This window comes from Streptosporangium becharense (genome assembly GCF_014204985.1).
In the GTDB taxonomy this organism is placed as follows: Bacteria; Actinomycetota; Actinomycetes; order Streptosporangiales; family Streptosporangiaceae; genus Streptosporangium; species Streptosporangium becharense.
Genome location: NZ_JACHMP010000001.1, coordinates 1,255,343 through 1,268,968, shown reverse-complemented (window position 1 = coordinate 1,268,968; position 13,626 = coordinate 1,255,343). Strand labels below are relative to the sequence as shown.

Below are 13,626 nucleotides of genomic sequence, written 5' to 3'. Positions count from 1 at the left end.
GTCCGCCGATGTCGCGTAGTGCGGGTGGTCACCCTCGCACAAGGCGGTGCCCGACCTTGCGCGGCGCGGGTGATCGGCCACACGTGGGGCGGGTGATCGGCTACGCGCGGCGCGGATCATCGGCCCCACGTGACGCGGGTGGCCGGCCCCGCGTGACGCGGGTGCCGGGCCCCGGACGGTGCGCCGGGTGGGGAGGTGCCAGACCGGGCCGGGCGCCCGGGCAATATGCTGATCGCCATGACCAACGACCCGGAGGCGCAGCACGGGGCAGGCACACCGGACGCCTTCCAGAGACTCTGGACCCCGCACCGGATGGCCTACATCAAGGGAGCCAGCAAGCCGACCGGCTCCGGCCCGGAGGACGGCTGCCCGTTCTGCGAGATCCCCCGCATGAACGACGAGGACGGCCTGATCATCGCCCGGGGCGAGTCGGTCTTCGCGCTGCTCAACCTCTACCCGTACAACTCCGGTCACCTCATGGTCTGCCCCTATCGGCACGTGGCCGACTACGCGGACCTGGAGGAGGCGGAGACCGCCGAGCTCGCCGACTTCACCAAGCGGTCGCTGACGGCCCTGCGCAAGGCCAGCGGCGCGCAGGGCTTCAACGTGGGCATGAACCTCGGTTCGGTGGCGGGCGCGGGCATCGCCGCCCACCTGCACCAGCACGTGGTGCCCCGGTGGGGCGGCGACACCAACTTCATGCCCGTGGTCGGCCAGACCAAGGTGCTGCCTCAGCTGCTGCGTGACACCAGGGAACTGCTCGCCGGGTCCTGGCCCGCCGCCTCGTAGCGCGGGCCGAGCTGGAGTGCCCGGACGCCCGCCGACAGGGTCAGCGGCACGGCCAGGGCGAGCGCCATGGACAGCACGGCCGCACCGGAATCGTTGACCAGCATGCCCACCACCCCGCTGATCAGCGTGCCGATCAGACCCGCCCGGAGGGCGGGGGAGTGGGCGAACGCGGCGGGAAGCACCCCCGCGGTCGCCTGCTCCGGCCGCAGCAGCGTGTAGACCAGGAACGCCGCCGCGGCGATCACGATCGGCATCAGGTTGGGGCTGAGCAGCGTGCCGAGCATGGCGTCGAACTTGCGGCCGATCACCTCCAGCGCCTCGCCGCTGAACACCTGCCCGACGAAGCGGCCCAGATGTGACTGCGAGCTCAGCGGGCGCAGGTAGTCGAGGTAGGCGATGGTCATCACGGTGACGCCGCCCGCCACGCAGAACGCTCCCAGCTTGACGACGGACACCCGGCTGCCGGCGATCAGCAGCGCGGTCACCGCGATGCCCGGCACGAACGCGATGACGCCGCCGAAGTCGCTGCCCACGCCCGGCCAGCCGCCCAGGAGCATCGCCAGGACGCCCAGCGTCGCCACCACCGCCACGGCGGGACGGGTGCGTCCCTCGCGGAGCAGCCGGTGCGCGATCACGGCGGAGAGCAACAGCACCGAGGTGGCGAAGAGCGCGAACGGGATGTTGCCCAGGCCGTGGTAGCGGGCGCCGACCACCGCGGTGTATCCCATCACGCTGTTGAGCTGCAGGGGCGTTCCGCTCAGCAGGTCGCCGCCGAGTACCGCCGCCGTCACCGCCGTCACCACCGCCAGCGGCCCGAGCGGCCGCCGCCGCCAGGGGCCTCCCAGCGCCAGCGCGATGACCAGCAGCGCGCATCCGGCGATCCCGCCGGCCAGCACCGCCAGCGGGGCCTCCGCGCGGTGCCAGGGAGCGAGGTTCACCAGGTACGTGGAGACCGGTACCGAGGCCAGCGCCACCGCGGCCACCCGGATCCCGCTCAGTCCGCGTCCGCGGCGCAGCAGCAGGAAGGCGGCCAGGTAGAACACCACCTGAAGCACGGCGACCGTGGTGAAGAAGACCCCGCCGATCCGCCTGACCGTCTGCCCGGCCACGTCCGCGTCGGCCAGCGCGTCCCGGGCCGCCTCGACGCCGCCGGTGCGGGTCTCGCTCACCCGCCAGGGCGCCCCGACCACGTGCGGCGGCATGGGGATCCCGGTCAGGGAGAGCATCGTCGCGGTGATGTCCGGCAGGATCGTGACGTCCTCGCGGTGCGTGGTGTCCGCGCCGAGGAATCGGTCCGAGACGTTCCCGTGGCGCATCATGGCCACGCGCAGGTGCGGGGTGCCTCCGTGGTCGGACAGGCCGGCCAGCAACACGGAGGCGTCCGCCGGCAGCACGCTCAGCACCGCCCCCGCCTTGGCGTCCGCCAGGCGCAGCGCCGCGGCCCGCTGCTGCGGAGTCAGCGGCTCCTCCGCGGAGGGCAGTCGCCCGCCGGTCACGTAGGGCCTGATCAGGTCGTCGACGTCCACGGCGATCACCCTGCACCGGCTGAGCACGTCGGCGCGGATCTGCGCGGGGGAGGGTGCGTACACGTCGACCCTGCCCGAGCGGTCGGCCAGTGCCAGCGCCGCCCCCGGGCCGATCGCCAGCGTGCACTGCCCGGCGGCGTGCACGGCCTCGCCGAGCGCGCCGGCGTTCCGCTGTCCGGCGGTCCGGTGCAGGTAGTCGTAACCGGGGATGACCGCGCCGTCCCCGCCCGGCTCGGGCTGCGGAGGCAGGCCGCAGCCGTAGCCGACCGCGGATCTGACCCCGGCCGACACCGTCAGCCACCCGTCGTAGGGGCACGTCACCCGGCCGACCGCCCGCACCGAGAGCGAGCCCACGGCGCTGTCGCGGGCGAGCTGCCACAGGTTCGGAGTGCCGGTGGGGGTGATGTCGCTCCACTGCAGGCCCGGGACGCCGATGAGCACCACACGCCCGTCCGCCCGTCCGGTGGACGCCTGCGCGGTGGACACCTGGGTGGCGGCTTGCGTGGCCCCCGGCCACAGCACACCCAGGATCAGCGCAAACGCGACAAGCGTCCGCTTCACGAACGACCCCCCTAGAGCTTCGGCCAAGTGCTGGCACCGTAGGGGAAGATCGTGCCACGGGTCCAGCGCATCCGCGGATCCGCCCGGGGCGGGGCGGATCCCGTGCTCGCCTTCAGCCTACGGCGGCCCCCACGGGCGGCCGCGCATGACCGGTCGCGCACGGCCGACCGACCGCGCGGCCCCACGGGCGGGGAGCCGGTCCGCCGCCGGGGGAGCCGGCCCCGCCGCCCGGGGCGGGGTTCAGGCCCCGGTGACGGTGGTGGCGTCGCTCTCGTTGTGCAGGCGGTCCAGCGCGGTCACCAGGTAGGTGCCGCCGTCCTGCACGGTGAAGGACTGGCGCTCGCCGTCCGTGGCCGCAACGACCGCGACGAGGTTGCGGGCGTCGGCGGTGGCACACGGGCCGGACTTGCCGGAGGCGACCCGGTAGACCGCGTAGGAACGGGCGCCCTCGGAGGGCTTCCAGCTGAGCGAGGTGCCCTGCAGCCGCGCGTCGGCGGGCTTCGCCGGGGCCTGGCCGCCGCGTTCCTTCATCAGGGGCAGCAGCGCCGGCCGCGAGTAGTGGTCCTTGGCGATGCGGTCCATCACGCCCAGCGGGTTGGTGAGGATCTGCTTGGCACTGAAGTAGACGTCGCCGTCGACCTGCTTGTGCTTGCGGTTCGCGGTGAGGTGCGAGGGCAGCTCGCCCGGCTTGGTCCAGGCCGGGGTGTCGGTGGTGCCCACCCGGTAGAGGCCCTGGCCGATGTACAGATGGACGTCGGTGCCCTTGACGAGGTCGGCCCACCACGGCATCAGCACGTCGTAGTCGGCGGCCTTGAACCCGCGCGGCCAGTAGAGCTGCGGCATGACGTAGTCGACGGTGCCCTTGCGGATCCACTGGCGGGCGTCGGCGTAGATGGCGTCGTAGGCGGACATGCCGCCGGTGGCCGAGCCGGCGGGGTCGTTGCTCTTGTTGCGCCAGATGCCGAAGGGGCTGATGCCGAACTTCACGTGGCTCTTGGTCTCGTGCACGACCTCGTCGACCTGGGCGACCAGCTTGTTGACGTTGGCGCGGCGCCAGTCGGCCAGTGCGGCCCCCTTGCCGTACTTGGCGAAGGCGGCGTCGTCGGCGAACTTCGCGCCGCTGCTGCCCGGGTAGGGGTAGAAGTAGTCGTCGAAGTGGATCCCGTCCACGTCGTAACGGCTCACCACGTCCTTGATGACGCCGGTGACGTGCTCGCGCACGGCGGGCAGGCCCGGGTTGTAGTAGGCGCGGCCCTCGTACTTGACGATCCACTCGGGGTGTCTGCGCGCCGGGTGGTTCGCCGGGAGGCCGCCCACGTCGCCTTCGGAGGCGCGGTAGGGGTTGAACCAGGCGTGGAACTCCAGGCCGCGCCGGTGGGCCTCGGCGATGAGGAAGGGCAGCGGGTCCCAGCCGGGGTTCTTGCCCGCCGTGCCGGTCAGATACTGCGACCACGGCTCCAGCTCCGACTTGTACAGGGCGTCGGAGGCCGGGCGGACCTGCACGAACACCGCGTTGAGCCGGCGCTTGACCGCGTTGTCGAGGATCTTGACGTACTCGGCCTGCTGCTGGGCGGGCGTGAGGCCGGTGCGGGAGGGCCAGTCGATGTTCTTGACCGTGGCGATCCAGACGCCCCGCAGCTGCCGCTTGGGGAACTTCACGCTGGTCGCGCACTGCTGCGCCCCCGGGGCGGCGGGGCCGGCCGCGGGGTCGGCGGCGGTGGCCGGCCGGTCGGCCGCCTTGGGCCGCGCCGGCTTGGCGTCGGGGCCGAAGGCGTAGGCGGCACCGGTGGTCAGGACGGCGAGAGCGGCGGCGGCAAGCAGAGGGCGTGCGTTTCGCATGGTTCCACAGTCTGACATCGGCGCCGCTGTGCTTCGGCCCGAAGAAAGAAATCGTTTCGTGACTCTTCTGTTATCGGATGGCATTCCCGGGAGACGTGCGCCGGACGGGGTGTCTTCTGCGGGCCGCCGCCCGGCGTCCGCCGCACGTCTCCGGGCCCGTGTCAGCCGGTGACTTTGCCCACCAGGTGCGCCGGGAGCGGCTCATAGCGCAGGAAGGTCCGCTGGAAGGTCCCCGTTCCGTGTGACATCGATCTCAGATCGATGGAGTAGCGGGTCATCTCCAGCTCGGGCACCTCGGCCTTGACCAGCGTGCGTCCGTTGCCGACCGTCTCGGTGCCCAGCACCCGGCCCCGGCGGGAGGACAGGTCCGACATCACCGCACCCACGTGGTCGTCCGCCACCAGCACGGACACCTCGTCGACCGGTTCGAGCAGCAACGTGGGCACCTTGGCCGCGGCCTCCTTCAGCGCGAGCGCCCCGGCTATCTGGAAGGCCATGTCGGATGAGTCGACCGAGTGGGCCTTGCCGTCGTACAGCGTCACCCGCAGGTCCACCATGGGATACCCGGCGACGACGCCGCGCTGCATCTGGGTGCGCACGCCCTTCTCCACCGAGGGGATGAACTGGCGCGGCACCACCCCGCCGACGATCTTGTCGACGAACTCGAAACCGCCGCCCGAGGGCAGGGGTTCGACCTCCAGGTGGCAGATGGCGAACTGCCCGTGGCCGCCGGTCTGCTTGACGTTGCGTCCCATGGCCTGGCACTTGCCGCCGAGGGTCTCCCGGAGCGCCACCCGGAGCTCGGTCCGCTCCACCCCCACCCCGTGCCGTCTGCCCAGCCGGTCGAGCAGCACGTCGGCGTGGGCCTCGCCCATGCACCACAGCACGAGCTGGTGGGTCTCGGGGTTGTTCTCCAGGCGGAGCGTCGGGTCCTCGGCGACCAGCCGGGAGAGCGCCTGGCCGAGCTTGTCGTCGTCGGCCTTCGACCTGGCCTGGATCGCCACCGGCAGCAGCGGGTCGGGCATCGTCCAGGCGGTCATCAGCAGCGGGTTGTCCTTGTCGGAGAGCGTGTCGCCGGTCTCCGCCCGCGACAGCTTGGCCACCGCGGCGATGTCCCCGGCCACGCACTTGGCGGCCGTCCGCTGGTGTTTGCCGAGCGGCGAGGAGAGCGCGCCGATGCGCTCGTCCACGTCGTGGTCCTCGTGCCCGCGGTCGGCCAGGCCGTGCCCGGAGACGTGCACGGTCATGTCGGGCCGCAGGGTGCCGGAGAAGACCCGCACCAGGCTGATCCGGCCCACGTAGGGGTCGCTGGTGGTCTTGACGACCTCGGCCACCAACGGTCCGTCGGGGTCGCAGGTGATTCCGTCGACCGGCCTGCCGTCGATCGAGGTGATCTCCGGCATCGGGTGTTCGAGCGGCGACGGGAACCCCTGGGTGACGAGTTCCAGGACCTCCGGCGCACCCACCCCGGTCCCGGCGGCGAGCACCGGATAGAAGCCGCCGCGCGCGACCGCCTTCTCCAGGTCGTCGATGAGGACCTTGGTGTCGATCTCCTCTCCGGAGAGGTAACGGTCCATCAGGGACTCGTCCTCGCTCTCCTGGATGATCCCCTCGATCAGCTCGCCCCGGTAGGCCGCCATCTGCTCCTCGTAGGCGGGGCCGGGGGCGTGCTCGGTCCGGCTTCCCGTCGCGTAGTTGTAGAACTTCCGGGTCAGCAGCCCGATCAGGCCGTTGACCTGGCCGTTGGTCACCACCGGCAGGTAGAGGGGCGCCACGCCGTCGCCGAAGGCGTCCTGGCAGGCGGTGAGGGTCTCCACGAAGTCGGCCCGATGGTGGTCGATCTTGGTGATCACGACCGCCCTGGGCATGTCGACGGACGCGCACTCCTCCCACAGCATCCTGGTCAGGCCGTCGATGCCCTCGACGGCCGAGACGACGAACAGCGCGGCGTCGGCCGCGCGCAGCCCGGCCCGCAGGTCGCCGACGAAGTCGGCGTAGCCGGGCGTGTCCAGGAAATTGATCTTGATGTTGTTGTGGACCACCGGGGCCACGGTGAGGTTCACCGAGCGTTGCTGCCGCACCTCGACCTCGTCGAAGTCGCTGACGGTCGTGCCGTCCTCCACCCGTCCGGGCCGCTGGACGGTCCGCGTCGCGGCCAGCAGCGCCTCGACCAGCGTCGTCTTCCCCGCGCCGGAATGGCCGACCAGCACCACATTGCGAATCATGTCCGGCCGGTCGGCCTCGGGTGCCCTACCCGCGGCTCCCGTTGTCCCTCCGGTTGCTCTCTCCGCCACATCGCCTCCCGCGTCGTCGCCGAAGGAGCGCGGCCAGGTGGGGCCACGCCCCCGGATCTCCGCCGCCGTGCCCGCGCGGCGCACGGACACGGTGTGTTCACCAAATACCCATGTGGCGGACATCACAAGAGGGGCATGGCAATCCTCTTGCGAGAAGGAGGTGCAGTCGCTATCCGTCCGCGGCGTTCCGGCTGACCCGCCCGCGGCCCGTGACCCGCTCGCGGGCACGGGCGGATCCGCGGGAGGGCCCCGCGGCGCGGGCGCGCGCTCGCAGACCAAGTGGCCTACGATCGGACCGCGATGCTGAAACTTCTGCGCCCCGCCGTCACCCGAGTACTGACCCCGCTGGGCAGGGCACTCGCCCGCCACGGGATCAGTCCTAACGCGGTCACCGCGGCCGGCACGCTCGGAACCGTCGCCGCGGCGTTGTTCTTCTACCCGCGGGGCCAGCTGTTCGCGGGCACAGTGGTGATCACCTTCTTCGTGCTGGCCGACCTCCTCGACGGGGTCATGGCCAGGATGTCGGGGACGGGGAGCACCTGGGGCGCCTTCCTCGACTCCACCCTCGACCGCCTGGGCGACGCCGGGATCTTCTCCGGGCTGGCGATCTGGCTCGTCGTGAGCGGTCAGCGGACGCTGGCCGGGATCGCGCTGTTCTGCCTGGTCGCCGGGGCTCTGGTCTCCTACGTCAAGGCCAGGGCCGAGGGGCTGGGCATGACGTGCGACGTCGGTCTCGCCGAGCGTCCCGAGCGTCTGGTCGTGGGCCTGGTCTCCGCCGGGCTCGCCGGTCTCGGCGTCCCGTACATCCTGGCCGTGGGGCTCTGGCTGCTCGCCGCGGCCAGCGCGATCACGGTCGGCCAGCGCCTGCTGCACGTGTACCGGCAGGCCGTCTCCGCCCCGTCCCGGCCCCTCCGCTCATCGGGAGAGCGATGACCGACAAGCCGTCCCCCCAGGATCGCCTGGTCGCCGCCGCCTTCGGCGCCGGCTGGACGATCGTCCCCCTGCTGCCGGAACGCCTCACCGCGTGGGCCTTCCGGGCGGCGGCCGACCGGCTCTGGAAGCGCCGCGGTAAGTCGGTGCTCCGGCTGGAGGCCAATCTGGCCCGGGTCAAGGGCACCTCGCCGGCCGACCCCGCGGTCCGCCGGCTCAGCCGCGCGGGCATGCGCTCCTACTTCCGTTACTTCCACGAGGTGTTCCGGCTCCCGCACCTGTCCGTCGACGAGCTCGTCTCCCGGATGCACGTCACGGGGGGCGAGCCGGTCTACGAGCACCTCGCCCAGGGGCGCGGGGTGGTGCTCGCCCTGCCGCACATGGGCAACTGGGACCAGGCGGGCGCCTGGTTCGCCGGGACGGGCCACCGGTTCACCACGGTCGCCGAGCGGCTCCGGCCCGAGTCGCTGTTCCACCGCTACACGGCCTTCCGCGAGGGGCTGGGCATGGAGGTGCTGCCGCTCACCGGCGGCGAGGGCCACACCTTCGGCACGCTCGCGCAGCGCCTGCGCGCGGGCCGGCCGGTGGCGCTGCCCGCCGAACGGGACCTGACCGCCAAGGGCGTCGAGGTGCAGTTCTTCGGTGCGGCCACGCGGATGCCCGTCGGTCCCGCCCTGCTGGCCGTGCACACCGGGGCGCCGCTGATCCCGGCGATCCCCTACTTCGCGGGGCCCGACTGGGGTCTCGACTTCCACGAGGAGATCCCGGTCCCGGCCGAGGGCAGCCGGAGGGAGAAGGTGGCCGTCGTGGCCCAGGGCCTGGCCACCGTCTTCGAGAAGGGCATCGCGGCGCACCCGGAAGACTGGCACATGCTCCAGCGCCTGTGGCTCGAGGACCTGGAGTCCCGGCCGTGAGGCGCCGGGCGCGCACCCACGGGGCGCCGGGCCGGCCGGCCGCTCCGCGACACCCGCGGGCGACGGCGAGGCGGCGATGAGAGTCGGCATCGTCTGCCCCTACACCTGGGACGTCCCCGGCGGTGTCCAGGTCCACATCCGCGACCTCGCCGAGGCCCTCATCGAGGACGGCCACCACGTCTCGGTGATCGCCCCGGCCGCGGAAGGCGCCCCACTGCCCCCGTACGTGGTCTCGGCGGGCCGTGCGGTGCCGGTGCCCTTCAACGGGTCGGTGGCGAGGCTCTCGTTCGGCTTCCTGTCGGCGAACCGGGTGCGCCGCTGGGTGCGCGAGGGCCGCTTCGACGTGCTGCACGTGCACGAGCCGGCCATCCCGTCGCTGGGCCTGCTCGCGTGCTGGGTGGCCAGGGGGCCGATCGTGGCCACCTTCCACGCCTCCTACGCGGGCTCCCGCTCCTTCTCGGCCACCGCGTCGGTCATCATGAGCGCGCTGGAGAAGGTGACGGGCCGGATCGCCGTGTCCGACGCCGCGCGCAAGACCCTGGTCGAGTTCCTGGGCGGCGACGCGGTGCTCATCCCCAACGGGGTGACGGTCTCCCGCTACGCCGCGGGTGAGCCGCTGCCCGGCTGGGACGACGGCGAGGTGATCGGCTTCCTCGGGCGGATGGACGAACCGCGCAAGGGCCTGCCGGTGCTGCTGGAGGCGTTCGTCCTGCTCGCCGCGGAGCGGCCGTCGCTGCGCCTGCTCCTGGCCGGTCCCGGTGACGCCGAGGAGGTGCTGGGGCGGGTGCCGGCCGCCCTGCACGACCGGATCGGTCTGCTCGGCATGGTCAGCGAGGAGGACAAGGTGCGTGCGTACCACACGGTCGACGTGTTCTGCGCGCCGAACCTGGGCGGGGAGAGTTTCGGCATCGTGCTGACCGAGGCGATGTCGGCCGGCGCGGCGATCCTGGCCAGCGACATCCCGGCCTTCCGTAAGGTGCTGGACGACGGGCAGGCGGGTGCGCTGTTCGCGACCGGCGACCCGGCATCCCTCGCCCGTGAGGCGGCCGCGCTGCTCGACGATCCCCGGCGGCGGGCGAAGCTGTCGGAGGAGGCCCGCACCGCCGTGCGCAAGTACGACTGGTCCACGGTCGCCCGCGACGTGCTGCGGGTCTACGAGACGGTGGCCAGCACGGCCGGGGTCGAGGAGGACGACAGCCGGTGACGACCTCGCTTGTCCTGGTGGTGGGAGCGGTCGTCGTGCTCACCGCCGTCTACATCTCCTGGCGGGCCGGCCGGCTGGACCGGCTGCACATCCGGCTGGAGCTGGCCCGCGAGTCGCTGGACGCCGCCCTGGTGCGCCGGGCCGCCGTCTGCCTGGAGCTGGCCGGCTCGCGGCTGCTCGACCCGGCGACGAGCCTGGTGCTGGCCGCCGCGGCCCACGAGGCCCGCACGGCGGGCCCCGAGGAGCGCGAGCACGCCGAGAGCGACCTGTCACGCACCCTGCGGGCGGTGATCGACCAGGATCGCCTCCGCGACCGGCTGGCCGAGACCCCGGCGGGGCCGGATCTGCTGGAGGAGCTCGACGGCTCGGTGGCCAAGGTCGTCTACGCGCGCCGCTTCTACAACAACGCGGTGGAGGTCACCCGGACGGCGCAGCGCCGCTGGCTCGCGCGCACGTTGCGCCTGGCCGGGCACACCGAGTATCCCGACTTCTTCGAGATCGACGACGCCCCTCCGAAGGCACTGGCCACCGAATGAGACGTACATAAACCGGGGTATCCGGCAAGTCGGACACCTGTAAGCTCTTGGCGTTTCGTGGCCGACTTGAGGAGATGAGCCGTGCGGGTGCCCCGGATGATCGCCGTCGCGTTGGCCGGAGCCGCCGTACTCGCCCCCACCGCGGCGTGTTCCTCCGACGACCCGCCGCCCGCGGGCAAGCCGCAGGCGGGGGCCGCTGAGCCGAGCGCGGCCCCGACCCCGACGCCCGAGCCCACCCACCCGTTCACCGGGCTCCCCGGCGCCGCCCGCAGACCGGTACTGGCGGTGAAGATCGAGAACACCTCGGCGGGCAAGCCGCAGCTCGGTCTCCGAAGCGCCGACATCGTCTACGTCGAGCAGGTCGAGGCGGGCCTGACCCGGCTGATGGCGATCTTCTCCTCGAAGATCCCCGCCAAGATCGGCCCGGTCCGCAGCGCCCGCATCTCCGACCTGCACATCGTGCCGCAGTTCGGCAAGCCCGCCTTCGCCTACTCGGGTGCGCAGACCAAGATGCTGCCCATCATCGCGCAGGCGTCGCTCTTCGACGTCTCCGACAGCCGGGCGCCGGGTGCGTACTTCCGCCAGCCGGGCCGGGTCGCCCCGTACAACCTGTTCGCCAACACCCGGCAGCTGCTGGCCAAGGCGCCGAGCGCGAGCAAGGCCAAGGACGTCGGCTTCACCTTCGGCGACGCCCCCGAGGGCGGGGTGCCGAGGAAGGCGTACACCGTCAAGTACCCCGCCGCCCGCTTCACCTTCGCCTGGTCGCAGGCGGCCGGGAAGTGGCTCATCTGGCAGGACGGCGAGAAGGACATGGCCGCCGAGGGCGGCCAGCTCGGCGCCCCCACCATCGTGGTGCAGTACACCAAGACCGAGCGCTCGCAGTTCCACGACAAGAACCAGAGCTACACCCCGCTGGTGCACACCACGGGGGAGGGGAACGCGATCGTGCTCCGCGACGGGCAGGCTTTCAAGGCCAGGTGGTCGCGCGAGAAGGAGGAGGACGGCACCGTCTTCACCACCCCCGGCGGGGAGCCGATGAACTTCGCCCCCGGCCAGGTCTGGGTGGTCCTGGCCTCCCGCAAACCGGTCATCCCCTGACACGCGAGCCGTACATCATGTCCAACAAGAAGGTCCAAGAGCGACAAGGTGGCGTGTGAGGGCACGGGCCGCCCAGCACCTACCATGGGAGGCGTGGTGGCCGTCCCTCCGTGGCGGCCCGTGATCCGCAACCAGCCGTCGTGAGGTAGAGACCCGTGTCCAGCAGCACGCCCGAAGTCACCGAGACCGCCGTCACCGGAACCGCCCGGGTGAAGCGCGGCATGGCAGAGATGCTCAAGGGCGGCGTCATCATGGACGTCGTCACCCCCGAGCAGGCCAAGATCGCCGAAGACGCCGGCGCCGTCGCCGTCATGGCGCTGGAGCGCGTCCCGGCCGACATCCGCGCTCAGGGCGGGGTCTCCCGGATGAGCGACCCCGACATGATCGACGGCATCATCGAGGCCGTGTCCATCCCGGTGATGGCCAAGGCCCGCATCGGCCACTTCGTCGAGGCCCAGGTCCTGCAGGCGCTGGGCGTCGACTACATCGACGAGTCCGAGGTGCTCACCCCGGCCGACTACGCCAACCACATCGACAAGTGGCGCTTCACGGTGCCCTTCGTCTGCGGCGCGACCAACCTGGGCGAGGCGCTGCGCCGCATCACCGAGGGTGCGGCCATGATCCGTTCCAAGGGTGAGGCCGGCACCGGCGACGTCTCCAACGCCACCACGCACATGCGCAAGATCTGGGGTGAGATCAAGCGCCTGACCTCGCTGCCCGAGGACGAGCTGTACGTCGCGGCCAAGGAGCTCCAGGCCCCGTACGAGCTGGTCGCCGAGGTCGCCAAGACCGGCAAGCTGCCGGTCGTGCTGTTCACCGCCGGCGGCATCGCCACCCCGGCCGACGCCGCGATGATGATGCAGCTCGGCGCCGAGGGCGTCTTCGTCGGCTCGGGCATCTTCAAGTCCGGCAACCCGGCCCAGCGCGCCGCGGCGATCGTCAAGGCCACCACCTTCTACGACGACCCCGACGTGATCGCCAAGGTCTCCCGCGGCCTGGGCGAGGCCATGGTGGGCATCAACGTCGACGACATCCCGGTCCCGCACCGCCTGGCCGAGCGCGGCTGGTAGCGGGTCCCGCCGCCGGCCGGGGGTCTCGCGCACCCGGCCCGGCGGCCCCGCGGGCCCGGCGGAGGCGATCCGCCCGCCCGCTTCCCGGCCCGCCCGGTCCACCCGGCCGGCCCGCCTGGCCCGCCCGTCTGCGGTCGCCCGGCCGACCCGCGGTCGCCCGCCCGTCCGCCCGGAGCGGCCCGAAGCTCGACCGCTGCTTGAGCTGGTTTGGGGCGATCTGTGAAGTGGCCATACGCTGAAGGGGCATTCCGAGTTCGTCGAGAGGACCACCGGTGACCGTCGCCCCCACGATCGGCGTTTTCGCCCTGCAAGGAGACGTGCGGGAGCACGTGCGCTCTCTGGAGGCGGTGGGCGCCGTAGCGGTGCCCGTGCGGCGTCCCGCCGAGCTGGAGGCCGTCGACGGGCTGGTCATCCCGGGGGGCGAGTCGACCACGATGTGGAAGCTCGCCGAGACGTTCGAGCTGCTGGAGCCGCTCCGGATGCGGATCAAGGCCGGCATGCCCGCCTACGGCTCCTGCGCCGGCATGATCATGCTGGCCGACCGCATCGAGGGCGGCATCGAGGGCCAGCGGACGGTCGGCGGCATCGACATGGTCGTCCGCCGCAACGCGTTCGGCCGCCAGGTCGACTCGTTCGAGGCCGACATCGACTTCGCGGGCCGCGGGGACATGCGCGCGGTGTTCATCCGCGCCCCGTGGGTGGAATCGGTGGGTCCGGAGGTCGAAGTGCTGGCCCGGGCCGAACCTGGGGATAGGATCGTCGCGGTCCGTCAGGGACCGCTGCTCGCCACGTCCTTCCACCCGGAGCTTACCGGGGATGTCGGTGTGCATTCATATTTTGCTGAGATGGTGAGGGAGCTCTAGGC

General features: G+C 72.1%; 11 protein-coding genes. 8 read left to right on the top strand and 3 right to left on the bottom strand.

Going from position 1 to position 13,626, the window contains the following annotated elements:
* The first annotated feature begins 237 nt into the window (after window positions 1-237).
* Window positions 238-789, top strand: a complete 552-nt coding sequence (locus tag F4562_RS05520) for an HIT family protein (RefSeq protein ID WP_246473356.1) — start codon at window positions 238-240, stop codon at window positions 787-789.
* Here the strand turns inward: F4562_RS05520 and F4562_RS05515 are convergent.
* From F4562_RS05515 to F4562_RS05505, 3 genes are all read right to left on the bottom strand, one after another.
* The gene (locus F4562_RS05515) at window positions 732-2,876 is read right to left on the bottom strand and encodes a hypothetical protein (protein WP_184547813.1); all 2,145 of its coding nucleotides are present in this window, start codon (window positions 2,874-2,876) and stop codon (window positions 732-734) included. The genes F4562_RS05520 and F4562_RS05515 overlap by 58 nt on opposite strands.
* 240 nt (window positions 2,877-3,116) lie before the next feature.
* On the bottom strand, window positions 3,117-4,715 hold the full coding sequence (locus F4562_RS05510; RefSeq protein WP_184547811.1) for a glycoside hydrolase family 10-like protein: 1,599 nt from the start codon (window positions 4,713-4,715) through the stop codon (window positions 3,117-3,119).
* Between the two features lie 161 nt (window positions 4,716-4,876).
* Window positions 4,877-7,009 (bottom strand): elongation factor G-like protein EF-G2, encoded by a 2,133-nt coding sequence (locus F4562_RS05505; protein ID WP_184547809.1) that lies wholly within the window; start codon window positions 7,007-7,009, stop codon window positions 4,877-4,879.
* A 300-nt stretch (window positions 7,010-7,309) separates the two neighbouring features.
* Here F4562_RS05505 and pgsA point away from each other — a divergent pair, with 300 nt between their 5' ends.
* From pgsA to pdxT, 7 genes are all read left to right on the top strand, one after another.
* Window positions 7,310-7,942 carry a phosphatidylinositol phosphate synthase gene (gene pgsA, locus F4562_RS05500; protein ID WP_184547807.1) on the top strand — a complete coding sequence of 211 codons (633 nt, stop codon included), beginning with the start codon at window positions 7,310-7,312 and terminating at the stop codon, window positions 7,940-7,942.
* Window positions 7,939-8,853 (top strand): phosphatidylinositol mannoside acyltransferase, encoded by a 915-nt coding sequence (locus F4562_RS05495; RefSeq protein ID WP_184547805.1) that lies wholly within the window; start codon window positions 7,939-7,941, stop codon window positions 8,851-8,853. The genes pgsA and F4562_RS05495 overlap by 4 nt, the downstream gene beginning before the upstream one ends.
* A 76-nt stretch (window positions 8,854-8,929) precedes the next feature.
* Window positions 8,930-10,057 (top strand): glycosyltransferase family 4 protein, encoded by a 1,128-nt coding sequence (locus tag F4562_RS05490; RefSeq protein ID WP_184547803.1) that lies wholly within the window; start codon window positions 8,930-8,932, stop codon window positions 10,055-10,057.
* Window positions 10,054-10,593, top strand: a complete 540-nt coding sequence (locus F4562_RS05485; protein WP_184547800.1) for a LemA family protein — start codon at window positions 10,054-10,056, stop codon at window positions 10,591-10,593. Before F4562_RS05490 ends, F4562_RS05485 begins: the two co-directional genes overlap by 4 nt.
* Before the next feature lie 81 nt (window positions 10,594-10,674).
* Window positions 10,675-11,691 carry a DUF3048 domain-containing protein gene (locus tag F4562_RS05480; protein ID WP_311734272.1) on the top strand — a complete coding sequence of 339 codons (1,017 nt, stop codon included), beginning with the start codon at window positions 10,675-10,677 and terminating at the stop codon, window positions 11,689-11,691.
* 155 nt (window positions 11,692-11,846) lie between these two features.
* The gene (pdxS, locus tag F4562_RS05475; RefSeq protein ID WP_184547798.1) at window positions 11,847-12,761 is read left to right on the top strand and encodes a pyridoxal 5'-phosphate synthase lyase subunit PdxS; all 915 of its coding nucleotides are present in this window, start codon (window positions 11,847-11,849) and stop codon (window positions 12,759-12,761) included.
* A gap of 272 nt (window positions 12,762-13,033) precedes the next feature.
* On the top strand, window positions 13,034-13,624 hold the full coding sequence (gene pdxT, locus F4562_RS05470) for a pyridoxal 5'-phosphate synthase glutaminase subunit PdxT (protein ID WP_184547796.1): 591 nt from the start codon (window positions 13,034-13,036) through the stop codon (window positions 13,622-13,624).
* Window positions 13,625-13,626 lie beyond the last annotated feature (2 nt).